General features: G+C 38.1%; 22 protein-coding genes and 1 pseudogene. 5 read left to right on the forward strand and 18 right to left on the reverse strand.

Annotation, left to right across the window (positions count from 1 at the left end; all coding sequences use genetic code 11):
- Positions 1-102 precede the first annotated feature (102 nt).
- From FFM82_RS10210 to FFM82_RS10230, 5 genes are read right to left on the reverse strand one after another with little or no spacing between them, the layout of a single operon-like run.
- Positions 103-1,179, reverse strand: coding sequence for a zinc-binding dehydrogenase (locus FFM82_RS10210; protein ID WP_371852251.1), 1,077 nt, complete (start codon positions 1,177-1,179; stop codon positions 103-105).
- Between the two features lie 32 nt (positions 1,180-1,211).
- On the reverse strand, positions 1,212-2,273 hold the full coding sequence (locus FFM82_RS10215) for a galactitol-1-phosphate 5-dehydrogenase (protein WP_137645759.1): 1,062 nt from the start codon (positions 2,271-2,273) through the stop codon (positions 1,212-1,214).
- 37 nt (positions 2,274-2,310) lie between these two features.
- Entirely contained in the window at positions 2,311-3,582 is a 1,272-nt protein-coding gene (locus FFM82_RS10220; protein WP_137645736.1) for a PTS galactitol transporter subunit IIC, read from the reverse strand.
- Between the two features lie 22 nt (positions 3,583-3,604).
- Entirely contained in the window at positions 3,605-3,910 is a 306-nt protein-coding gene (locus FFM82_RS10225; protein WP_137645737.1) for a PTS sugar transporter subunit IIB, read from the reverse strand.
- Positions 3,911-3,930: 20 nt separating this feature from the next.
- Complete coding sequence (locus FFM82_RS10230; protein ID WP_137645738.1) at positions 3,931-4,410, reverse strand: PTS sugar transporter subunit IIA; 480 nt, start codon at positions 4,408-4,410, stop codon at positions 3,931-3,933.
- 326 nt (positions 4,411-4,736) lie between these two features.
- On the opposite strand from FFM82_RS10230, the gene FFM82_RS10235 reads away from it, so the two are divergent.
- The 5 genes and pseudogenes from FFM82_RS10235 (at position 4,737) to istB (ending at position 11,138) form a co-directional block, all read left to right on the forward strand.
- Positions 4,737-5,519, forward strand: coding sequence for a DeoR/GlpR family DNA-binding transcription regulator (locus FFM82_RS10235; RefSeq protein WP_137645739.1), 783 nt, complete (start codon positions 4,737-4,739; stop codon positions 5,517-5,519).
- 107 nt (positions 5,520-5,626) lie between these two features.
- Positions 5,627-8,017, forward strand: a complete 2,391-nt coding sequence (locus tag FFM82_RS10240) for a phosphoketolase family protein (protein WP_137645740.1) — start codon at positions 5,627-5,629, stop codon at positions 8,015-8,017.
- Positions 8,018-8,162: 145 nt separating this feature from the next.
- Positions 8,163-8,883 (forward strand): annotated as a pseudogene (locus tag FFM82_RS13770) (transposase); the annotation flags it as partial.
- Between the two features lie 286 nt (positions 8,884-9,169).
- On the forward strand, positions 9,170-10,390 hold the full coding sequence (gene istA / locus FFM82_RS10255) for an IS21 family transposase (protein ID WP_137645743.1): 1,221 nt from the start codon (positions 9,170-9,172) through the stop codon (positions 10,388-10,390).
- 10 nt (positions 10,391-10,400) lie between these two features.
- Complete coding sequence (istB, locus tag FFM82_RS10260; RefSeq protein ID WP_137645744.1) at positions 10,401-11,138, forward strand: IS21-like element helper ATPase IstB; 738 nt, start codon at positions 10,401-10,403, stop codon at positions 11,136-11,138.
- Between the two features lie 227 nt (positions 11,139-11,365).
- Here istB and FFM82_RS10265 read toward each other — a convergent pair whose 3' ends face one another.
- From FFM82_RS10265 to FFM82_RS10325, 13 genes are all read right to left on the reverse strand, one after another.
- Entirely contained in the window at positions 11,366-12,313 is a 948-nt protein-coding gene (locus tag FFM82_RS10265) for a sugar-binding transcriptional regulator (protein ID WP_137645745.1), read from the reverse strand.
- Positions 12,314-12,420: 107 nt separating this feature from the next.
- A complete protein-coding gene (locus tag FFM82_RS10270; protein WP_137645746.1) occupies positions 12,421-12,792 on the reverse strand; it encodes a transcriptional regulator GutM in 372 nt (123 codons plus the stop codon).
- Positions 12,793-12,815: 23 nt separating this feature from the next.
- Positions 12,816-13,823 (reverse strand): PTS glucitol/sorbitol transporter subunit IIB, encoded by a 1,008-nt coding sequence (gene srlE, locus FFM82_RS10275; RefSeq protein WP_137645747.1) that lies wholly within the window; start codon positions 13,821-13,823, stop codon positions 12,816-12,818.
- A 2-nt stretch (positions 13,824-13,825) separates the two neighbouring features.
- Positions 13,826-14,401: a PTS glucitol/sorbitol transporter subunit IIC gene (srlA, locus tag FFM82_RS10280; protein WP_137645748.1), complete on the reverse strand. Its 576-nt coding sequence runs from the start codon at positions 14,399-14,401 to the stop codon at positions 13,826-13,828.
- Between the two features lie 23 nt (positions 14,402-14,424).
- Positions 14,425-14,787 (reverse strand): PTS glucitol/sorbitol transporter subunit IIA, encoded by a 363-nt coding sequence (locus FFM82_RS10285; protein WP_137645749.1) that lies wholly within the window; start codon positions 14,785-14,787, stop codon positions 14,425-14,427.
- Between the two features lie 156 nt (positions 14,788-14,943).
- Positions 14,944-16,191 (reverse strand): NAD(P)H-dependent oxidoreductase, encoded by a 1,248-nt coding sequence (locus FFM82_RS10290; RefSeq protein WP_137645750.1) that lies wholly within the window; start codon positions 16,189-16,191, stop codon positions 14,944-14,946.
- Positions 16,192-17,635: 1,444 nt separating this feature from the next.
- A complete protein-coding gene (locus tag FFM82_RS10295) occupies positions 17,636-17,974 on the reverse strand; it encodes an HAD family hydrolase (protein ID WP_137645751.1) in 339 nt (112 codons plus the stop codon).
- A gap of 50 nt (positions 17,975-18,024) precedes the next feature.
- Positions 18,025-18,699 carry a deoxyribose-phosphate aldolase gene (gene deoC / locus FFM82_RS10300; protein WP_137645752.1) on the reverse strand — a complete coding sequence of 225 codons (675 nt, stop codon included), beginning with the start codon at positions 18,697-18,699 and terminating at the stop codon, positions 18,025-18,027.
- Between the two features lie 29 nt (positions 18,700-18,728).
- Positions 18,729-19,691, reverse strand: coding sequence for a transketolase family protein (locus tag FFM82_RS10305; RefSeq protein ID WP_137645753.1), 963 nt, complete (start codon positions 19,689-19,691; stop codon positions 18,729-18,731).
- 5 nt (positions 19,692-19,696) lie between these two features.
- Positions 19,697-20,542 (reverse strand): transketolase, encoded by an 846-nt coding sequence (locus FFM82_RS10310; protein ID WP_137645754.1) that lies wholly within the window; start codon positions 20,540-20,542, stop codon positions 19,697-19,699.
- Between the two features lie 29 nt (positions 20,543-20,571).
- Entirely contained in the window at positions 20,572-21,939 is a 1,368-nt protein-coding gene (gene ulaA / locus FFM82_RS10315; RefSeq protein WP_137645755.1) for a PTS ascorbate transporter subunit IIC, read from the reverse strand.
- A 36-nt stretch (positions 21,940-21,975) separates the two neighbouring features.
- Entirely contained in the window at positions 21,976-22,260 is a 285-nt protein-coding gene (locus tag FFM82_RS10320) for a PTS sugar transporter subunit IIB (RefSeq protein ID WP_137645756.1), read from the reverse strand.
- A 1-nt stretch (position 22,261) separates the two neighbouring features.
- Positions 22,262-24,223: a BglG family transcription antiterminator gene (locus FFM82_RS10325; RefSeq protein WP_137645757.1), complete on the reverse strand. Its 1,962-nt coding sequence runs from the start codon at positions 24,221-24,223 to the stop codon at positions 22,262-22,264.
- Positions 24,224-24,331 lie beyond the last annotated feature (108 nt).

Below are 24,331 nucleotides of genomic sequence, written 5' to 3' on the forward strand. Positions count from 1 at the left end.
TGCATTAATTCCCGAAAAAAGGTGCTAAGAACACAGCTCTTAGCACCTTTAAACAAGGAGGTAGTAATTCGATTACTAATATGTCATTTGTTTAAAACTGAATTAATCGGCTAAGTCTGGATCGTCTGGGTTCGACGCAATCATAACCTTTAATTCCTTACCAGCCATCATTGCATCAAAAGCGTCGCGCCAGTGTTCGAGGTCAAAGACCTTCGTAATCATGGCGTCTTCGTTAATTGCACCCTTGCTTTCAAGGTGCAATGCAATTGGCCAGTCGTATGGGTTTTGTGAACGAGAACCACGGTAAGTGATTTCGTGTTGGATAATTGAGCGTTCGTCCAATTCGTTTAACGGTTTTGAGAACAAACCAACTTGTTGGAAAGTACCGCCCTTACGGATAAGTGGCAATGCAGCGTTAACAGCTGGCGTAGCACCTGAACAATCGTAGACCTTAGTCACACCAACGCCATCGGTGGCATCCATGATAACCTTTTCCAAGTCTTCCTTTTGGGTATCCACAACAATATCCGCACCGAGTTCCTTGGCAATTTGTAAACGATCAGCATCCTTAGTAATACCGGAAACGATTACAAAAGCACCAATTTCTTTAGCGATTTGTAATGAAAGTAATCCCATTGGTCCAGGACCGATGATGAGTAACTTGTCATGCAAGGTAAATGGTGTCTTTTGGTACATTGCGTGAACACACGATGCTAATGGTTCAGACATCGCGGCCATCTTGTAAGAAACGTTGTCAGGTAAAACATGGGCACTTTCTTCACGGGTTAAAACATAATTAGCCATTGATCCGTTAGCCTTGGTCCCGATACCAACCCGGTTTGGGCAAAGGTTGTATTCTTTGTCTTGGCAGTAAATACAAGTTTCATCGGTTGCAAAGGTCGTTTCACTAGTAACCCGGTCGCCTGGCTTTAAATTCTTAACGTCAGGACCAACCTTAACAACTTTACCAGAGAATTCATGACCTAATACTAAAGGTGTTACGGCATTTGCGTATTGACCCTTGAAAGTATGAATATCAGTCCCACAGATTCCCGTGTAGGCAACCTTCAATAATACTTTGTCACCCGTCACTTCAGGAATTGGAATCTGTTTCAATTCCATGTTGTCATAACCTGCATCCGTTTTTACAACGGCTTCCATCGTTTTTGTTGTATCCATAAATAACTACGCCTCCGTCAAGTGATTAAAACCTATTTTTCTCCACTTTCAATGCCGTTCGGGTAAAACATAACTTTATTGAATGATTCCGAACGACTAGTAATCATGTCATACGCATCTTGCATTTGATCTAAAGTAAATTTATGCGTAATCAAATCATTAATCTTTATTTTCCCAGAATTTACAAAATCAATTGATGTTGTCCATTCTTTGCCAGGGAACGGTGCGGAATAAGAATTCCAGAACCCCTTAAGCGTTAATTCATGCCGGAAAATGCTTTCAAAAGCTTGTTGATGTAAAGTTACATCAGCATATGCAATACCGACATAGCCAATTTTCCCTCGCCGTGCTGTAACTAACATGGTCTGCTCTTCAGTAATTTTTGATCCAGCGCACTCCATAGAAATATCCACACCACGATTGTCAGTCAACTTATTAATTTCCTCAACTAAATCAGTTTTAGCTGAATTGATTACGTGCGTGCAACCTTCTTCAATACCCTTTTGGAGTTTCGCATCATCAATATCAATACCGATAATATCTTTAACACCAGCGGTCTGGAGGAGACGGACAACTAAATCGCCAACCGTTCCTAAACCGAACACTGCCACAGTATCACCAATTTTTGCATCAATTCCAAAAACAGCGTGGGCTGCAACGGCCATTGGTTCGATCAAAGCTCCGTCTTCATACGACATTTCACCAATACTCAACACATTTGCTGCGGGAGCGTTTACAAATTGTTCAAAACCACCATTTTCTTGTTGTCCTAACATGGAATAGTTTTCACACATTTGAAACATTCCAACCTTGCAGTAGTAGCAATGATAACAAGGCTTAAAAGGCGCAACCGCAACTCTGTCATTAACAGAAACATTTGTAACATTTTTACCAACTTTAACAACTTTGCCAGCAAATTCATGTCCCATAACAGAAGGGTATCCGTATCTCCACCCAGATTTCATTTTATGACTATCAGAACCACAAGTTCCTGCAGCCATAACCTGAACTTGAACTTCGTCTTCTTTAGGATCCGCAATATCAATATCACGAACTTCGAATTTATTAAGCGCTGTTAGCATTGAAGCTTTCATCATAAATAACCTCTTTTACCAAATCAATTAATCCAAACTAAAATACCGCGTTCCAAACATCTGCTAGCTTCAATAGAATCCAGTTCAAGAAGTTACCACCCATATCAAGTGATGAAACTTGGGTTGAACCTGCAGGCATCTTAACAACACCTTCAAGCATTGCAGTATGAACATCAGCAAAGTCCGTAGCCATTAATAATGCTAAAGTAATAACAATTGCTCCTGAAATAACTGAGTGAATAATGTTACCTTTACGTGAAGCAACAATCAATGAAACATAGAATGGAATGGTTGCCAAGTCACCGAAAGGTAAGACACGGTTACCTGGAAGGATAACGGCAATAAATAAAGTAATTGGAACAAGCAACAAACCTGTAGCAAGAGTTGCAGGAGCACCCGTTGAAAGTGCAGCATCCATCCCTAAGTAAATTTCACGATCTTCACCATAACGTTTCGTCAAAACGTCACGTGCAGATTCAGAAATTGGAATTAAGCCTTCCATTAATAGTTTAACCATCCGTGGCATCAGCATCATAACGGCACCCATGTTAATACCAAGTTTCAAAACTCCGGCAACATCGTATCCACCTAGTAAACCAATAGCTGCACCAATAATAATACCCATCATCATTGGTTCACCAAAAATACCAAATTTCTTTTGAATAGTTTCAGCATCAGCATGCAAGTTCTTTAGCCCAGGGATACGTGCAACAACCCAAGCAACAGGAATACCAATCAAACCAAAGGCATCACTAGAACCGGTAGGAAAACTAATTCCTTCTAGACCATAAAAATCTTGAACACTTTTTGCCGTTCTATCGGCAATTACTAAACAGAAAATCATGTATAAAATAGCTGAAATAATACTAAATACCCAACTCTTCGTTACAATATACGCAACTGAGCCGGCAGCAACCATGTGCCAATAGTTCCAAATATCAATATCCAGTGTTTTAGTAACTTTCAATAGAATAAGAATAATGTTAACAACCAATAGGATTGGAATCAAAATTGAAGAAATCGGTTGTGCCCAAGCACCGGCTGCGGCTGACGGCCAACCAACATCAACAATAGTTAAGTTAAAACCAAATCTCTTAACCATGGCCTTAGCAGCCGGACCAATATTAGTTGTTAATAAATTAATAACTAAGTTAATACCAACCATCCCAATACCAATCGTCAAAGCAGATCGTAAAGCTTTCGCTGGTTTAACTCTAAAAATAAGAGCAATAATAAAAATCATGATTGGGAGCATGACAGATGCACCCATGTTCAAAACGTATTGAACAACATTCCCAACTTGCTGCATGATTTATACCTCCGTAAATTAATTAATTTGCTTCGTCTTGAATCTTTTTAGCAGTATCAATAACTTCCTTATTTAGCTTATCGACACCGATACCAGTTAAATAACCCATCGCCTTAATAGTAGGAATACTATACGTAGTTGGTAATACAGTAGTTGAGATTAACATATCAGCATCTTCCTGCTTAGATGCAGCCTCAGCAATCTTAATTTGCATTAAGTTTACGTCAATATTGTTATCTTTAAATAATTGTTCTACCTTACTCATAACAACGGTTGAAGTAGCAATCCCAGCACCGCATGCAACTAATACATTTACTTTTTTGGTCATAATAATACACTCCTATATTTTTAATTTTTATTACTTAGTAATTCATGAACAGTTGATACAGAATCAACATTTTCCAATTTTTCAACTAACGCATCATCTTGAATAATCGACATAAGTGCTTGCAACATTTCGAGTTGCGCGTGTGGCTTATTAAGTCCCAACACAAATGCCAACTTTGCTCCAACTTCTTGACTAGGGTCATCCATACGTTTAAAGTTCACGGGTTGATCATTTACAACAACAGCCACAAACTCTTTCTTGATGGTATCCGCATCCGTATGAGGAATTGCTACTCCTCGATGTTCCAGTTGCAAACCCGTTGGAAAAGTTGCCTCACGTTTTGTGATTTTAGGTAAAAACTGATCCGTTACAAATCCATTCTCTTTCGCAACATCACTAACAGCACCAAATAATTCATCTGTACTCTTAAACGATGTATGCAGGAAGATTAACTGATCACGTAAATAATCGCTAACTTCAACCGTATTATTTGTTGTCAATTTCTTCCACTCCTTTCATTTCAAAGCGCTGTAATCGCTTTCATGTCTAAATTGTATCATTTTGCATTTGCTTTGCAAGCATTTTCTTTAAAAAAGATCAAGTGATTATTTTCACTATCGAAGCATTGCATTGCAAAATTCAATTGCAAATGATTTTTCTACTACTTTAGGCTATTATAAAAGCTTAAATTACAATACTTTTATCAACATATAATTTTGCAAGCCAATAAATACATTGCCAAATTATATTAATCATCTTTATTTGCAAAAAAACGCCAACTGTTATACTATTCTGTTAATTTCAATTCAGTATGGAGATGAAGTCGATGGAAGTTGCTCAAAGAGAGAAATATATTATTGATTTACTTAACAGATCCCAAAGTGTCCGAATTTCAGATATCAGTAAGCAGTTAAACGTATCTAGGGAAACAATACGAAAAGATATTTATACTCTTGATCAACAAGGCCTCGTCCATGCTGTTCGTGGTGGTGCTACTTTGCCTGAAAGCATTAGCGAGACCAGATATGGAAAGCGCCAGCATCAAGAAGTATCTGAAAAGAAAAAAATTGCAGAAAGTGCGGTTTCGTTAATTCATAATGGTGATTCTGTCTTTATTGATTATGGTACAACCGCTTTTCAAGTTGCAGAGGCAATAAAACATAGTAAACTTCAAAATTTAACGATTATTACTACCTCCTCGTTTGTCGTAACCTCACTGCAATTCATAAAAAATATACAAATGGTCGTACTCGGAGGAAGTATGCGGACAAGTGAGGGATCTCTATCAGGACCAATCACACTCGATAATATTCACAACATATATGCCGACATTGGATTCTTTGGCTGCGGTGGTGTTAGTTTCGAAGCTGGAATTACCAACCATTACGTGGAAGAAGTCGAAGTTTCAAAGAAGATGATGACACATTGCAGAACTAAAGTTGTTCTGGCTGATCATACTAAATTTAAGAAAAATGCCATGTATAAAACTGCAGGCGTAAATGCTATTGATGTTTTAATCTCGGATTGCCAAGTAGAATCCAAAATGGAAAGTGACTTAAAAAGTGCTTCCGTACCTGTACTCGTCGCATCCAACAAGAAATTAAAATAATTTGTCTAAACGTTTTTTCTAAATTCTCTTGACTTTATAATTGGAACCGCTATCATAGTAACCGTAATGATAAATAAAACAAACATTTGCAAAGGAGTTGCAAAATAATGAGTGAAACAGTTAAAGACACATCCGTTGATTATTCTTCAGACTCATATTTAAATCTCGTCGACAAGTATTGGCGTGCTGCTAACTATGTATCTGTTGGTCAACTCTATTTAAAAAACAATCCATTATTAAAGACGCCATTGAAGGCTTCTGATGTTAAGGTGCACCCAATCGGCCACTGGGGCACGATTGCTGGTCAAAACTTCATCTACGCCCACTTGAACCGGGTCATTAACAAGTATGGTTTGGACATGTTCTACATCGAAGGCCCGGGTCATGGTGGCCAAGTTATGGTTTCCAACTCCTACTTAGATGGTAGTTATACCGAAACTTATCCAAAGATTACCCAGGATACCGCTGGTATGAAGCGCTTATTCAAGCAATTCTCATTCCCAGGCGGGGTTGCTTCCCATGCCGATCCTAAGACGCCAGGTTCAATCCACGAAGGTGGCGAACTTGGTTACTCAATCTTACACGGTGCCGGTGCGGTTTTGGATAACCCGAACTTAATTGCCGCAACCGTTGTTGGTGATGGTGAATCAGAAACTGGTCCATTGGCAACTTCTTGGCAAGTTAACAAATTCCTCAACCCGATTTCAGACGGGACTGTATTACCAATCTTGAACTTAAATGGTTTCAAGATTTCTAACCCAACCGTTCTTTCACGTGAATCACATGAAGAACTTGAAGACTACTTTAAGGGCCTTGGCTGGGATCCTCACTTTGTTGAAGGTGACGACCCTGCCAAGATGCACAAGTTAATGGCGGCCGAAATGGATAAGGTTATTGAAGAAATCAAGGCTATTCGCAAGAATGCCAAGGACAACGATGACCAATCACGTCCTAAGTGGCCAATGATCGTCTTCCGCGCACCTAAGGGCTGGACTGGCCCTAAGTCATGGGACGGCGAACCAATTGAAGGTTCATTCCGTGCTCACCAAATTCCAATTCCTGTTGACGGTAACCACATGGAACACGCTGACAAGTTGGTTGAATGGCTCAAGTCATACAAGCCAGAAGAATTATTCGACGAAAACGGTGCTTTGAAGCCCGAAATTGAAGCAATTGTACCAGCTAAAGACGCTCGGATGTCAACCAACCCCGTTACTAACGGTGGTAAGTTGACTAAGGATCTTATCACACCAAACATCGATGACTATGCTCTTGATAACAAGGAACATGGTAAAGAAGACGGTTCTGATATGACCGAATTAGGTAAGTATATTCGTGACTTAATCAAGTTAAACGAACATAACAAGAACTTCCGTGGTTGGGGTCCTGATGAAACCTTATCTAACAAGTTAGGCGCTGCCTTTGAAGACACTCGCCGTCAATGGATGGAACCAATTCACGAACCAAACGATGCTTTATTAGCACCTCAAGGCCGGATCATTGACTCCATGTTGTCAGAACACATGGACGAAGGGATGTTGGAAGCCTACAACTTAACTGGTCGTTACGGCTTCTTTGCAAGTTACGAATCATTCTTGCGGGTCGTAGACTCAATGTTGACCCAACACTTCAAGTGGTTACGGAATTCCCATGAAGAAACACCATGGCGTGCCGATGTACCTTCATTGAACGTGATTGCTTCATCAACTGCTTTCCAACAAGACCACAACGGTTACTCTCACCAAGACCCAGGTATCATTTCACACTTGGCTGAAAAGAAGACCGGTTACGTTCGCGCTTACCTTCCAGGCGATGCCAACACTTTAATTGCTGCTTTTGATAAAGCTATCCAAAGTAAGCAATTGATCAACTTGATCATCGCAAGCAAGCACCCACGTCCACAATGGTTCACGATGGATGAAGCTAAGCACTTAGTTAACGATGGTTTAGGCGTTGTTGACTGGGCAAGTACCGATAACGGTGAAGAACCTGACGTTGTCTTTGCAACTGCCGGCTCAGAACCTACTACTGAAAGTTTAGCTGCCGTTTCAATCTTGCACGCTAACTTCCCAGAAATGAAGATTCGTTTCATTAACGTTGTTGACCTCTTGAAGTTGAAGAAGGATGACCCTCGTGGCTTATCAGACGCTGAATTCGACGCCTTCCTCACTAAGGACAAGCCTGTTATCTTCGCATACCACGCTTACGATGACTTAGTAAAGACCATCTTCTTCGATCGTCACAACCATAACTTACACGTTCACGGCTACCGTGAAGAAGGTGACATTACGACACCATTCGACATGCGTGTACGTAACGAACTCGACCGCTTCCACTTAGTTAAGGCTGCCTTGTTAGCCTCACCTGAATACGCCGTTAAGGGCGCACATCTTATTCAAGAAATGAACAGTGAATTAGACAAGCACCACGATTACATTCGTGCTGAAGGTGACGACTTACCAGAAGTGCTTAACTGGAAATGGACGCCATTAAAGTAACAATTAATTTTTAAAATCTCTTTCTAAGTTTTTAAAACTCCAAACCTAGTGCCTGGTTTGGAGTTTTTTTCTATAGTCTTAGATTCTAAGATGTTCTCAATCAGAATAAAAAGTGTCAATAAGGGCTCTATGGTATTTGGTGTTGATGGACAAGATCCATCAATACCATTTTTTTGTACAACAAAAAGACATACCGTCCTATGCTACAATCAAGTCGATCAAAACATTAGTCACGCATGACCTTGTAAAAAGAATTTTAAGAGTTAGCGGGGTACTAACCTATGATGTTAAATATTGCCCACGCTGTGGCCAAACTCCCATGCTTAAAAATAGGCATAAACTAGTTAACATTCGCCTTTCTCGTGTTAGTGAACTCATTACAATCTTCAACTTAAGAAAACAACCTTTCATCTGTAAAACTTGTGGTGCCACGGTTCTGGCAGAAACTTCATTAGAAAAAAACAACATCAAATCTCAGAAAATGTTCTTCACGCCATTGATTTGACCTTGACTGAAGATCACACGATGAGTAGCATTGCGGCTCAATATAACGTTTCAACCAATACGATTGTTCGGCGGTTATGATTACTCGGATAAGGCACTCAGCCAGTTTTCAGCGGATCACCAGTAACTCTTTGTATCGGCGAATTCAGATCCACCAGCAATCAGATGAGCTTTATCAGCAGCAAATGATTCGCGTTGTTATGGATTTTAATTCCCAGTATCAGCCAGTCGTACGGGAACTATTTCCCAACGCCAAACTAGTGACCGATAACTTTCAGACGTTGCAATCTCTCAATCAGACCCGAGTTCAACTGATGAAACAGTTCAAACCAGATACCCACGAATACCGGACGCTTAAACACGGCTGTCAAAAGGTCCCATCGAGGGTATTAACCAAACAGATTAAACGACCTGCATATGGTTATCTAAACAGGTAAAATTTTATCTATCGAATTCAAATCTCATTTAGAATCAACATTACAAAAAAAGGACCCAATTCGTAAATGAATTGGATTCTCAAATTAATCCCCATCAATACCGGTTGATGTGCATGGCGGTTATAAAATGTAGGAAAATGGCGGCGAGAGAATTGTCGGTTTTCCTACATTTTTTGATATTATGAATCACATTGAAGAGGAGGTTTTCAATGTGAGACATGATATCCGCGAAGGAGCGAAACAGTACGTGAATAACGAAATTAAGCCAAATTATGCAGCACTTGGGAGACAATATGGTGTTGATTACCGAACCGCTAAAAGAGCTTACGAAGAAGCACTGAGAGGTAAAAATGCCATGCCCGTAAAGCGTAAAAGGGCTAGCTTGTTGGATAATTATAGAGACATCATCTGCCGTAAATTAGACCTGAATTGTTCAGCTCAGTCAATTTACAAATTTATTCAGAAGAAAGGATTTCAGGGTAAGTACACAATCGTTCGAGAATACTGTGCTACCGTCCGCAAAGAGCAAACTCATAAAGCCACCATTCGAGTTGAACACACGCCGGGCCTATCGGCCCAAGTTGACTGGAAAGAGGAAATGACACTATACAACAAGGCAGGCAAACCAGTTCGTTTCAACATTTTTCTTTATGTACTTCCCTTTTCAAAACGAAAGTATATCAGTTTGGTCTTTGAACGTAGCCAGGATACCCTCTTTCAGTGCCTTAATGACGCTTTTAAAGCTACTGGAGGGGTTCCTACAGAAGTCTGGTTCGATAATATGAAACAGGTTGTCGATCATACTAAATCTAGTTTTGGTAAAGCAGTCTTTAATGAACGATTTCGTCAATTTAGCCACGATGCCGGCTATAATCCGATTGCATGTAGGGTATTCCGCCCACAAACTAAGGGCGTCGTTGAAGCCTTAGCCAGAACAATGGAAAGATTACGGCCGTATAACTATGAATTTGAAGATGAGGTGGAATTAAATAACTTAGTGACTGATCTCTGCCAGGATTTGAATCTTGAGGTATCTCAAGTTACCAATCAGGTTCCGCTAGATATGTGGGAGCATGAAGAAAAGGAGTACTTACATAAACTCCCAGCTAACCTTTTAAAACCATTCTTCGAGGAAGATATTACCCGTATCGTCTCAAAAGAATCGATGGTTAACTTTCGTAAATGTAAGTACTCCGTTGATCCACGCTACATTGGTCGCACAGTCGATATTGAGCTGACCGATGATGAGCAGCGTATCCAAATTTATTATAGCGGAGAATTGATTCGTTCGCACAAAATAACGACAAATCAATTCAATTATGAAAATCATGACCGTGTTCGGATACTGGGCTCAGACCTTTTAAAGGGCCAGAGTGAGCAGGATATACAGGCATACATTGAAGAACATTTAACAGAATATGACCAAGTTTAAGGTGATGAAAATGACTAGTAAATTTCAAGAGCTACTGATTAACCTGGAGTCCTTAGGACTCACTAAAATGGCGGCCTATTTGCCTGAGTACGTCGATCAAATAAATCAACAGCAAATGCCTTTTACAGAGGCCATGTTGGCGCTAACTAATGCCGAGATAGACTGGAATCAAGAACAGCAGATAGCCCGTATTATAAAACGTGCACGTTTTCCCCAAGCTAAAACACTAAAGGGCTTTGATTTTAAGTTTCAGCCTAGCATCAATCAGAAAGAGGTACTTGGTTTTCAAGACTTAGCGTTTCTGGAGAAGAAAGAAAACCTAATTTTTATTGGTAGTCCGGGGGTCGGTAAAACACATTTAGCAATTGGCATTGGGATTGAAGCCTGCCATCAAGGTAAACGGGTACTCTTCATCAATTGTCATGAACTGTTATTGAGATTACGGACTGCCAACGAGAAAGGCACCTTAGAGCGTTGTATTAGCCGATATGCCCGTTATGAGCTTTTGGTTATCGATGAAATCGGCTATTTGCCCATCGGGCACGACGAAGCTAATCTCTTTTTTCAACTCATAAATGCCCGTTATGAACGACATTCGACGATTATAACCAGTAACAGCGATCTTTCCGGCTGGGTAGAAATATTTCAAAATCCGGCAGTTACAGCGGCTATTCTTGACCGCTTAGTTCACCATGTGCATGTTGTCAAGATCACCGGAAAGTCTTATCGATTAAAAGGTGTTAATTAACCGCCCAAAACCTACATTTTTAAACCGCCATAAACCTACATTTTATAACTGCCCTTGACATTGACAAAGAGCCACAATTTATATATACAAAAGCCAGCGTGCAAAGACGCTGGCTAGTACATGTAAACTTTAATCCTAAATTAGTTCGCCTCTTTACAAGGAACCTCAAGAACTAATGTTTAGTTGCTATATTGTTAATATCTACTCAAAATTAAAACACACGTAGACTACAAACATAAATTTTCTGCAATGTCCCAGTCAATAAACAGCGTATTAATTACACCTTGATCTAACATTGCCTGAATTCCCGCCGCCTTTTGCTCACCAACTGCCATAACAACTACATCAGAAATTTTTTTCAAATCGTTAATTGTAATACCAATTAATCGTTTTGAAAAATCAGTTTTTACTGTTTTTCCATCTGAATTAAAGAAATCTGACACCACATCACCAATTGCACCAACACGCTCTAATTCATCCGTTTCATTCTTGGTGATATATCCTAGTTTACACCATGTTGATTCACGAACATCATTACCAATACCAATAAATGCCACGTCAACACTTTTTGCGGCTTTAAGTGCCGATGACACTAATGAAGTCTGCCGTAAATCTTTCGCATTCTCCGCAGTATCTGCTATAACCGGCGCATAAAAAGTAGAATATTGAGAATCCAGTTTACTAGCAAGCTCTGAGACTAAATAATTTGCATGAATATTTAGATTCAGCAAACCCATACCGCCAACTAACGGAACAATTACTGCTTGTTCTGACTTTTGGTAATCTACCTCGTCTACAAAATGAGATATTGCATTTCCCCAACCTATCCCTATTTTAATTTTCTTTTTTAAAATGCTTTTCAAATACTGAGCACCCAATAAACCAACTTGATCAAAAATTGCATCTGTTGATCTATTAAAACGTGTCGATACTACCCGTACACTATTCAAATGATATTTTTCCTGTATCTTTAGTTCTAATTCCACTACCTCTTTATCATGATCCTTCACAAAAAATTCAACCAAGTTACTATCTCTTGCCTGCTGAAGAATTTTTGAAACCGCAGGGCGCGACACACCAATTGTCTTGGCAACCTTCTCTTGTGTCATATTCTGTTCATAATATAGTATCGCAGCTCTAAGTAACAAGTCACGATTTGCCGATTCATTTTTCATTACATATAGGCCTCACTTAATATAGATAACTACCAACAAAATCAATAGCTAACTTATATCATATCGTGAGACACTTCAATCTAAATATCACAAATAGAAGTGCGCTGTTAGCTGTTTATGATCTGTCGTTGTGCATTTGCTGCTGCTTCCTGTATAACTCGATGATGACGACTACTTAATACTTTAGCACTACTTACGTTCTGATTAATTACATCCTCATAATAATGAAACCTTGCAAAGATAGATATACCACGAATTATTCTACAGTCCTTAATGGTATTATTTGAATCAATCACAACCAGGCAAACTTCACTAATCTTAAATTTTGGCTGATATTGACCAACACCGAAAAATCCATTTTGATTATCCTGTAAGATATCACGGTATTCAGTCGTATAAACTCGGCTATTGATAATACCTAAAATCTGCCTGAGTACCGCAATAATAATCAAAAATAGCACAAATAATAACCCATTCATGGTAATCCTCCCCTATATATACACTATCTCAGCATAAACGAAAAGCCATACGCAATTAAAACCGCAATCGGTGCAGTTAATAATCTTGAAAACAACATGGCAGGTGTACCAGAAGTAATTGTATCCGGTTCAGCCTCACCCAAAGTTAATGCAACTGGAATAAAGTCACATCCTGCTTGTGCATCAATCGCAAATAAAGCTGGTAATGCCAGATACATTGGAACAACACCCGTACCAATTTGTTGACCAATTAAGGTACCTACGACCGCTGCAATAACACCCGCAGGGCCTAAAATCGGAGACAAAAATGGTAATGCACAGATGATACTCAATATTACTAAGCCAACAATATTACCTGCTAGTGGGCTTAAAATATTAGCAAGTACCTTACCAATGCCTGAATAATTAATAATACCGACTAACGTCGCAACAAACGCCATAAATGGTAAAACATTTTTAATTAAAGTGTCGATTGTATCTCGACCAGCTTGATAAAACGTATTGACAAAGTCTCCCGCAACTTTACCAACTACATCAATAAGCTTCAAAAATCCAGTTTCTTCCTTTTTACTTGATCCTGAATTATTTGTAACTGTTGCTGCTGCAGTATCTTGTTTTTGTGGCTCGGACTCTTCGGAAGTATCCTTCTCAAGCGCTTCTCCACCAGCATCAACATTACTACTGTCTACCCCTGATACGAAAATGTCTTCTTTAATATATTTTGCCAACGGCCCAGCAGGCGTAATAGCAACTGTATTGATAGTGGGAATCTTCATTTTAGGATATACACCACTCCGTGCAGTCCCACCACAATTAATAACAGCAGCAAAAGTTTGCTCCTTTGGAATAGGATTTTCAAATGAATCGACCACTTTAGCCCCAGTCAAATCGGCAATCTTTTGAGCAACTGGATCAATACCACCGCCAGTAACACTGATAACATAAGGCTTTTCATCAGTAGGTTGAATAACTAACGGCCCACCCCAACCGTGACTGCCTTTATTAACGGTAACACTTTTATAATTACTCATGGTTAAGCCTCCTTTGCATTTGTCTTCTTCAAATCATTAACATCCATTTCCTGATTTAAAATGTTAGTATTTCCATTTCGTTTGAAGAAAAACATACTAAAGCGCTCAGTGACAATCCCACGAATAAGAATAACAACTATACCGGTAAGAGCGTATAACATGGCCAGCTTCGTCTGATCTCCCCCAGCCTTACTAAAGCCACTAGCAATACCTAAAAACACAAATAACTCTGCCGAGTTGGCATGTGGGAATAATCCTGTAACCGGGTGTAAGAAAGAAACGCATGAATCAACATAAGCAGGCTTATACTTTTCAGGTAAGAAACGTCCTGCTGTATAACACATTGGGTTAGTAAAGAAGAACACACCTAATATAGGTAGCAATGTATAACGTAACAAAGTAAATTTAGTCAGTTTTGACATAAAGCGATTGACACGATCTTCACCAATGAAGCTTACCAATGCATTAATAGCTGTAATCAATAGGGGGATGATATCTGTCATATACCCCATGAAAACTTTTCCGCCAGCCTTAAATAATCCAATAAACGCTGACGCCGCTGTTGTTAAATAATCCATAACTTACCTCTACTCTTTCTAAATCACTGAATTTCAACGATTTGGTTTACCGTTACTTCAGGCACGCTAACTTTTGAAGATGAAACAAATACAGAGCCAGGTAACTTACCCATGTCTTCATCAGTATTATTAAAATAGATTGACAAATGACCAAGGTTGTCAAAGTTTTTATTCGCTTCGCTACCGACAAAATCAATATTGAACTCCTGATTACCAAAAATAATTTTTCCATTTTCATGCAAAACATTTGTATCATTAGTTTGCTTTTCGTGTAACGCTGCAACATCTTGCAACTCTTGAGGTGCATTCGGATTAAACATAATTAATACACCACCGTCTAATAATTCTTGTACACCTTCACCAATATTTGTAATTTTTGTTTTCATTTGTATTCCCTCCGTTGTTAGCGCTTTCATTGATTTATAAAAGAAAAGTAATTACACCTTTCTCAAATAAGCATTTTCCGCTTATATTGCAGTCTCTTTATAAATAAACCTACAACTGCATTCGACCCGTGTAATTACTTTTCATAGAACTTCTATTTAATGAAAGACGCGATCTTGTAGTGCACGCAACTTCACAACAACTGCGTTAGAATCTAATTCTACGGAGTCTTTTGTAAGTGGTGTTCCGTTCTTAATATCTTTCTTTGCAATCGTGTTACCAGTGATGCAGCCAACTGGAACGTGTTCATTTTCAACAAATTGTTCATACTTTTCAATGACACCACGAACTGAGTAACCACCAATACCATCAATTGTTTCGCCAGCTTTAATGTCACGCTTAGCAACAGCAATAGTTTCTGAAACTGGTGCACCGATTGGAACAATGGCATGATCATGGTTAAGAACCGCCTTAGCAATTGTAAGTGGTGTTTCCAAACTAGCTAAGTGGAATGGACGATAAAGAATGTGATGTTTCCGATCACCCTTCTTCAACAAGTAATTCATTTCATTGGCAACGCCTTCATTTTGACCTTCAACAATAACGAAGACACCTGGCGCAATCCCATCAACGTATTCAACAACGCCAAAGTTGTCAAGAACACCACCGTTTTCTTTCAAGTCTAAGTCTTTAACAGTTTCGTCCAAGTCGCCTTTGATACCGTGCATACCAGTAATATCTGGAGTTAACCCAGTGGCATTTGATAACAAGGTCATTTCTGCCATTGTCTTAGTCCCATCTTGGAAAGCAGCTAACATATGTGGCGACATGTGTTTACTATCTGCTTCTGCCTTAGCAGTATCTGGGTTAGCTTCCAACTTAATCTTATTATTCTTACCCTTACCAGCAACTAACACTTTCATACCCATTGACTTAGCAAATTCGAATAATCCAGTTGTCACGGCAGGTTCATCACCATCAGAACCCGTGTAAACAAGGTTACCAGCATCATATAATTTCTTCATTAACGGTCCAATGGTAACGTCAATTTCAACGTTAAGTAAAACTAAATGTTTTTTGGCAATCAATGTTTCAAGTGCTAATTGTGCCCCAACTTCGGTCACACCAGTTGCATCTACAACTACTTCAACTTGATCAGAATGAACAATTTGTTTGAAATCGGTTGATAGAAGAATCTCTTCTGGTTTCTTTGAGTTGGCATTAAAAGAATCACGGGCGCGTTCAGCATTTTTGATGTTAATATCACTAATACCCTTAACAACCATACCAGGGATTCCTGCGATTTGAGAAATCATCCCAAATCCCATTTGACCAGCACCAATAACCCCAACCTTAATCGGATTATTTTCTGCTTCACGTTGTTGTAACTGTTTATACAAAGTCATAATTAAGCACTCTCCTTAACATTTGTTAACCTCTTGAACACTTGTTACATTAGTATGAAAACGCTTACGTGTCAATGCTTTTTCACAAAAAAAATCATATATGTTATATTGAAACTTTCAAACTACCTTTCATACCGGCGTTTATGCGATTTATATTCTCCATATTTTTTTGACACTTGAACATTATCAACACAAAATTTTCTTTCACATATTGGGATTTAGTCTGAAAACACCAATTTAAAACCACATTACAATAAGGCTTGATTAGCAATCATCAATATGAAACTTGTAAAAACAAAAATTTTTACAAGATTTAAAATCTAAGTACGAAACGTAAGAGACTATAAAATGGCCATGAAGGTCGCTCTTTCTTATCGTTTCTAAACAATAGAAAGAGCAACCCTCATGACCCAAATACCGTTATTAGTTATAACTAACAACTTCAATTTTATTATCACACACCAATCCGGCAATTAATTTTTACCGGTAAATCACTTAGAAGCTACGCCGTAATACTAGTATGGTTAGTCCTAAATTTAAAATAGAACAGTTTGTCAATCTTGCTTAACACAAATATTTCAATATGCATTTTTCGAATACTGACAAAGAACCATTGTACGGCTTATCTGGCATCAACCACTTGTAAAACTACATCGAAAACCACGGGGTCACATGTTGGAAGTTTCATTCACTGACTTAAGTCTAATAACACCTCCCCCTCGATACACAGGTCGCTTACTACACTGATCAAAGCCGGCTAGAGCCGACTAATATTTATGAAGCTACGCTGTCGAGTCAGATAAGCCCCCCTTTGTTAAGCACTCCTTGGGTTAATCTATTAAATATCCACCAAACGCGACTGTCGAGCAGACTAAAGTTGACTATTAGTACGACGATTTAGTAAAGGGCTAATAAGTATCCAGTAAAAAAAATCGGACGATTTTAATCAAATAAGTTAGTCGCTACGGAAAGCATCATTCACGATGACAACTCCAAAATCGTGACTTTTAATAATGATTCTAAGTCTGTAACTCGTCTCAAGTAACTAACATAGTAATTCTATTTTACATAGTTATACTCACCCTAAGAACGACAATCAAAGCTGTACGATCCGTAAATTTGTTTCCCAAGGACGTTTAATATGAGGATTGACCATTACCACAATTTAAACTATACAAGCTGTTTCGAACTAGCAGCTATTTATTTTGCCTGACTAAATCACCATCTAAGAATGTTCTGTGTGCGTTTCATCTCATTCGACAACTCAATAATTAATTAAATTGCTGTTTCAGACAAATAATATAATTGTAGTTTATTGGCTGATTTGTACAATAAATAAAAATATCCGTTACTAGTAACCAAGATATACTTGATTACAAGCAACAGATATTTCGAAACACTGCTCTGAAAATCATATAAACCAAATAAAAATATTTTACATTTCTTATAGATTGACCATTTTAATCTTTGGCTTTTTTAACCCTAACTTTTCATGAAGGACTTGCACGGCATACTTCTTACTAGTATTATCCGTTAATGGACGTGCATCAATTAACCGTCCATCTGTTGTAAAAGTCATACTACCGTTTGAACAAATCATGTAGGTATTCTCACATCGACTCAATTCAAGTTTTTCCAACCTGATCTTAGTATCATGATAGGTTGAGGCTGTACAAATAGCCAACCTTGTTTTCCCATAAATAAAACCTTTCACTTGAAATATTTCATTCTTCGATTTTAAGTTAGTCCTATCTATATCAACTACTAGCAGATCAATACTCAATACAACCACCATACCTTAGCATATCTTAAAAAGCTACAAACGGTAGAAAACTAATTATTAATCAACGATAACTCTTCCTTGACAATTTGAACTCCTGCACTAGCACCTAAGCGAGTTGCACCAGCCTCAACCATCTTTTGAGCATCTGTATAATTATGAATCTTCCCAGCAGCTTTTACTTCTAACTGATCTCCAACCGTCTGTTTCATTAGCTTAACAGCATGTACAGTCGCACCACCTGCTAAAAATCCCGTTGAGGTTTTCACAAAATCAGCATTAGCATCTCTGACAATATTACATGCAGTAACTATTTCTTCATCCGACAACAGTCCTGCTTCAATAATAACTTTAAGCTTGCAATTATTATCATGAGCTACTTTTGAAACGGATTGAATATCGTGCGACACGTCAGCTAATTTACCACTTTTGAAGAAACCAATGTTCATAACCATATCAATTTCATCAGTACCTGCTTCTATAGCTTCACTCGCCTCATAAACTTTTTCGGCAGTTGTCGTTGAACCTAAAGGAAAGCCAATAACGGTAACAACATCGACGTCTGCCTGTTTTAGCTTATCTGAACAAAACTTTGTCCAACACGGATTAACGCAGACAGAAGCAAATCCATTCTCTATTGACTCGCTAATTAATTTTGTGATTTCAGTTTCGGTGGCAGTTGGGTCCAACAATGTATTATCAATATATTTCGAAATCCTACTTTTCACTGTGACGCTTCCTTTCGCCGACTACACTATTAAAACGAAAAATGTTTTTTTACCTTACTTAATATCTGTTTCGATGTTAAACCATACGCTTGTTGAAGGTAGTCCGGAGTCCCTACTTGTCCAAAATAATCTTCGTTACCAACGCGTAGTAATGGTACACCAACCATTTTTTCTGCCATTACTTCTGATACAGCGCTGCCTAATCCACCAATAATGTTATGGTTTTCAATTGTAACTATACCGCGTTTGTTCTTTGCTCGTTCCAATAATAAATCCGTATCTAAAGGTTTAATTGTGAACATATCTACTACATCAGATGAAATACCAATTTTGCTTAGTTCATCATGCACATCGATTGCTTCAGAAACAAGTTGCCCAGTAGCAATAATCAGTAAGTCAGATCCTTCGTATAAAAGATTTCCCTTTCCAATTTCAAACGAGGAATTTTCCGCATAAACATTCCGTACTGACTTTCGATTTCCACGTACATAATGGATTCCCTGACCCAAATTACTAAATTCCTTAATAATCCATTCCATTTGAACTGCATCAGCAGGATCACATACAATCGTTTCCGGAATCGATCTCATAATGGCAACATCTTCATAAGAAGTGTGTGTTCCCCCATTAAAACCTGCATTAAATCCAGGATCAGAACCATAAATGTTAATTGTGTTTTTAGAGTAAGCGCCTGACATGTAAACTTGATCCAATGCTCTACGTGCAACAAATGGTGCAAAAGTATGCACATATGGCGTATACCCCGTTAGACTAAGTCCAGCAGAAACACCAATCATATTAGCCTCAGAAATTCCAACATCGATAAATGATTTCCCATGAGCACTTTTAATGCGATTAAAGTTGCTTGCTCCTGCTAAGTCAGCATCCAGCGCAATAACTTTATCATTTTTGTTCATTAAGTCCATCAATGAATCTACAACAACATTACGCAACTCTTTACCATTTTCTCGTCTTTCATCCAATTTAAACATATACTTTACCCCTCGTAGATAGACTGCAATTTGGCTAATGCTTCATCCGTCTGAGAATTAAGCTCATCATCATTAAACTTCACAGAATGATTGTTCTCCATATTCTCAAATAACGGAACACCAGCACCTTTAACAGAATCAAGAACCATACAATTTGCGGTATCCTTTGTAGTTTTTAAATATTCAATGCCGTCGTCAATTGATTCCAGATTATCCCCTTTAACTTGAATAGTATTAAAGCCAAAAGATCTCATCTTACTTGCAATATCCCACTGCTTAATAACATCATCCGTCCAACCATCTAACTGTTTTTTATTATCGTCAATAATTACAATTAAATTATCAAGCTTGTTACTTGCAATGTACTGAAACGCTTCCCAGCATTGTCCCTCATTGAGCTCACCCTCACCAACAATTAAATAAACAAAGTTCTTTGATTCTCGTAGTTTCAATCCTGTTGCAATACCAGCTGCCTGGGAAGTTCCTTGTCCTAAAGAACCTGTCGTGGCATCTACACCAGGGGTACGTAAATGATCAGGGTGTGACGGTAATGACGTACCGCCTTTATTTAAAGTGCTTAATTTTTCTTCATCGAAAAAGCCAGAAATTGCAAGTGCGCTATATAACGCGGGACCTGCATGTCCCTTTGAGAGAACTAGTCGATCTCGCAATTCCCAGTTTGGATCATCAGCATTAAATTTCATCTGTTTACCATATAGAACTGCTAATAGATCTGAAATGGATAGAGAGCCGCCAATGTGACCTTGACCTACATTTTTAATAGCCTGAATTGCATCAAATCTAATATGAGCCGCTAATTTTTGTAATTTTTGAAGTTCTTCCTGTTTCAATATAAACACTCACTTTCCGATATATTGAACTAATCCGCAACTTTTTTACTCTTATTACTAAACGCCGTAAGTGCAAACATGATAATGAGGATAATAACCGTTACAGCGATGATTGCCATCTGTCCTCCCATACGCGATGCCTGACCCAGTAGCAATCCTTCAACACCATAATCTGTGTCTGAGAACGTAGAACCTGTAAATCCAAGATTGCTTACAAGTGGCATTAGGAATAGTGGCATAAAGCTAATAATTACTCCCTGAACAAAAGAGCCTGCCACGGCGCCTTTGATTCCACCAGTCGCATTGCCATAAACTGCAGAAGTTGCACCACAGAAGAAATGAGGAACAACACCAGGAATAACGATTGTTGTACCTGCAAATGCCATGATGATCATCGAGACAATTCCGCCAATAAATGATGAGAAGAACCCAATCAATACAGCGTTTGGTGCATATGGGAATACAATTGGACAGTCTAATCCAGGTTTTGAATTTGGCACTAATCGTTCGGAGATTCCCTTAAACGCAGGAATAATTTCACCCAAGACCATTCGAACACCTGCTAAAATGATGTAAACTCCAGCTGCAAAGTATCCTGCTTCTTGAATAGAATAAACGATATAGTTTGTACCATCACTCAGTTTTGATTGAATGTACTCAGGCCCCGTTACAATTGCAACAATGACATAAACAATCGTCATGGTAATAGCAATACTTACTGTCGAATCTCTTAAGAAAGCCAAGCTTTGCGGAAAATTAATGTCTTCAGTAGATTTTGTTTTCTTTCCTTTTCGACCAAAAATTTTCCCAACAAATGCAGAAATCATATACCCAAAATTACCTGTATGGGCCAATGCTACATCATCAGTACCTGTAATTTTCCTTGTAAACGGTTGCAAAATTGCCGGCCAAATTGCCCCAGCCATACCTAAGAACGCCCCACCAACTAAGATCATCAAGGCATTATTCATTTTAGCTCCAGTTAAAATAACTGCAATAATACATGCTTGGTAGAAGAACGCATGTCCAGTTAAATAGACATACTTAAACTTAGTAAATCTTGCAAAAAGGATGTTGAAGGCCATACCAGTAACCATAATCAAAGCGCTTGTCGTTCCAAAACTCTTAATGGCCACAGCAATAATTGCTTCATTACTTGGAACGACACCCGTAACATGGAATGCCTGCTGGAACATTTGGCCAAACGGAGTTAATGCTGACGTAATAATGTTTGCGCCTTGCGTTAAAATTAAAAACCCGACAAAAGTCTTTATTCCGCCCTTGATAACTTCAGTAGACTTCGCTTTTTGTAATAACAGACCTAAAATAGCAATTAACGCAACCAATATGGCGGGGATACTAAAAATATCCACAATAATTTGAAGTACTGACTTCATTAAAATCGTCCCCTCTCAAAACTTCCACAATATTTTTTATTTAGTAATACCGTTTTCGTCTAAAACTTTTTGGAGCTTTTCTCCTAGTTCTTTTTTGTCAATAATACTGTCAAGTACAATTACGTTATCTAAATTATGGACACTATTTTCTAAGTCTTTACCAACAAAGAAATAATCTGCAGAACCTGGTACAGCACTCCCAACATCAAAATGTGTTGTCTCTACGCTTCCAATCCCCTTTTCCTTTAAAATACTCTGCATATTCATATCCACCATAAAGCTTGAGCCTAATCCAGATCCACAAACAGCTGCAATTTTCATTTTACTTATCTCCTTTTTGCAAAATGCTTAATATTTTATTTGTATCATTTTCATTCAATAATTCATCCAGCACTTTCTCATCCGATAAGATATCCGCTAAACTTGAAAGCGCCCTCAAATGCGTTGTATTGTCGATTGCTGCCAAACAAATGAAGAGTGAAACCTCATGCTCTGCCTGATCAAGAAGTAAAATTGGATGTTTAACTTTCAGTACCGACATACCTATTTTGTTAACACCATCCTCTGGTCGAGCATGTGGCATTGCAATTCCACGACCTATATGGATAAAAGGTCCATACTGTTCAACTTTATCAATCATTGCATCTACATATCTTGGTTCTACAGCCCCCTGTTTAACCAAAGGTTTGGCTGCAAATGCAATTGCTTCTTTCCAATTCAATTTTTCATCAGTTACTTGAATAGTATCTTTAGTTATAAGGTCTGTTAGCATTGGTCTATCATCTTCCTCAATTGCACAAAATTTATTAAACTTCCTATTAACTGCTTTATATAAATCTTCTAATGTAACTCCTGGGTTTAAGGAAACATACGGTTTAATAGCTTCAATTACCTCTGTACTACTAGGGACAGAAAGCTCTGGTAATAACACACGCTTTTGCACATCATAAATGAGCTTGTTTTTTTCTGCTTGTGACATAAGTGGATGAACAATAAACACTTTATTACTGTCCAATTCGCTAACTTCTAATTCAACCGTTGTAAAAATCATGTCATAATGTTGAGACCCAACATTTTCAACTTCACGTATCGTACCAATTTTTTCAAAATTAATTGCTGGTAAAATTTGTTTTAATTCAGATTGAAGCATTACTGATGAACTGGTCCCATTAGGGCATACTATCATCGCCCTACAAGCGTTTCTATATTCTTCTCTGTTGTTATACACCGAGCCTGCAAACAAAACAGTAAGTAATGCGACTTCTGAATCGGAAAGCCTAATATTTAAGCTCTTAGACAAATCGTTTAATGATTGCCTTGTAAATATATATATATCCTTATACTCTTTTTTCACATTGTCTAAAATATTGTTAATCACCCTAAAATCCATTACAATTCGGAAATAGGCTGGAACTAAATGATTGAAGACGCTCAACAAAAGATCTCGATAGTCATTAAACTCAATTCCCATTAACTTTTCCATTTTTTGAATAATATTCGCAGAATATTCTAAAAATTCATCAAATATCGGGCTCTCAATATTACCGTCTGCCACAGTTAGTAAAGAAAATGTTATATAAGCGCTTTCTTTTTCCTGCGTTTGCTTATCAAGAGTATCTTTCCTTAGATTAACTGGAAAAAATTCCTTAATCTCGGCAAATAGCCGCAAGCTGCGCACATCATATTGACTTACTGGCATTATCTTTAACTTAGATAGTCTTGGGACTGTGCCACATAAAAAGAACGTGATTTCATCTAATCTTTCCGGTACTACGGTCATGTTAGATTTACTGATTAATCCCATGATTTCATCACGCATAGCCGAAAAACTAGTAAATTGATTAATTCTTATCCAATCGTACAATGCAAATTGACCACTCTTTTGATTAAATAATCTTGAAATAGCTTGCTGTGCTAATGATCGAATGGTCAATTCATTTCCAGTTAAATAAAACCCAGATTGTCGTTGATAATCAACTCGTACTTTAAAATCACTTAAGTACTGCCGTAATTGCTTAATATCACTTATAATCGTACCCTTTGAAACATTCAGAAATGATTGAAAATGATAAACCGATAATCTTTCAAACTCACTGTAACAAAGTAAATATACGATATCCCTCCTTTCTTCTCGCCTGTATACAGGTATCCGTGTCAAATTAGTCATCAACATGGCCCACTCTTTTGACGTAATTGGTGTAACTTTCACTTGTGGGTTTGAAAAATGATATTCTATTAGGTGAGTTTTAGCCGCCGCCGATAATATTCTACATGCTTTTTCCACAGTGACACCTGGTCCCCTGTCAATAAAATAGACAATTTAAATAGAGACTTTTTTGTCCTATGCCACGACTAAATTTTGAATTTGAGTTTGATACTCATCTTCAAGTTG

Origin of the sequence: Lactiplantibacillus plajomi (assembly GCF_005405405.1) — a bacterium.
GTDB classification, from domain to species: Bacteria; Bacillota; Bacilli; order Lactobacillales; family Lactobacillaceae; genus Lactiplantibacillus; species Lactiplantibacillus plajomi.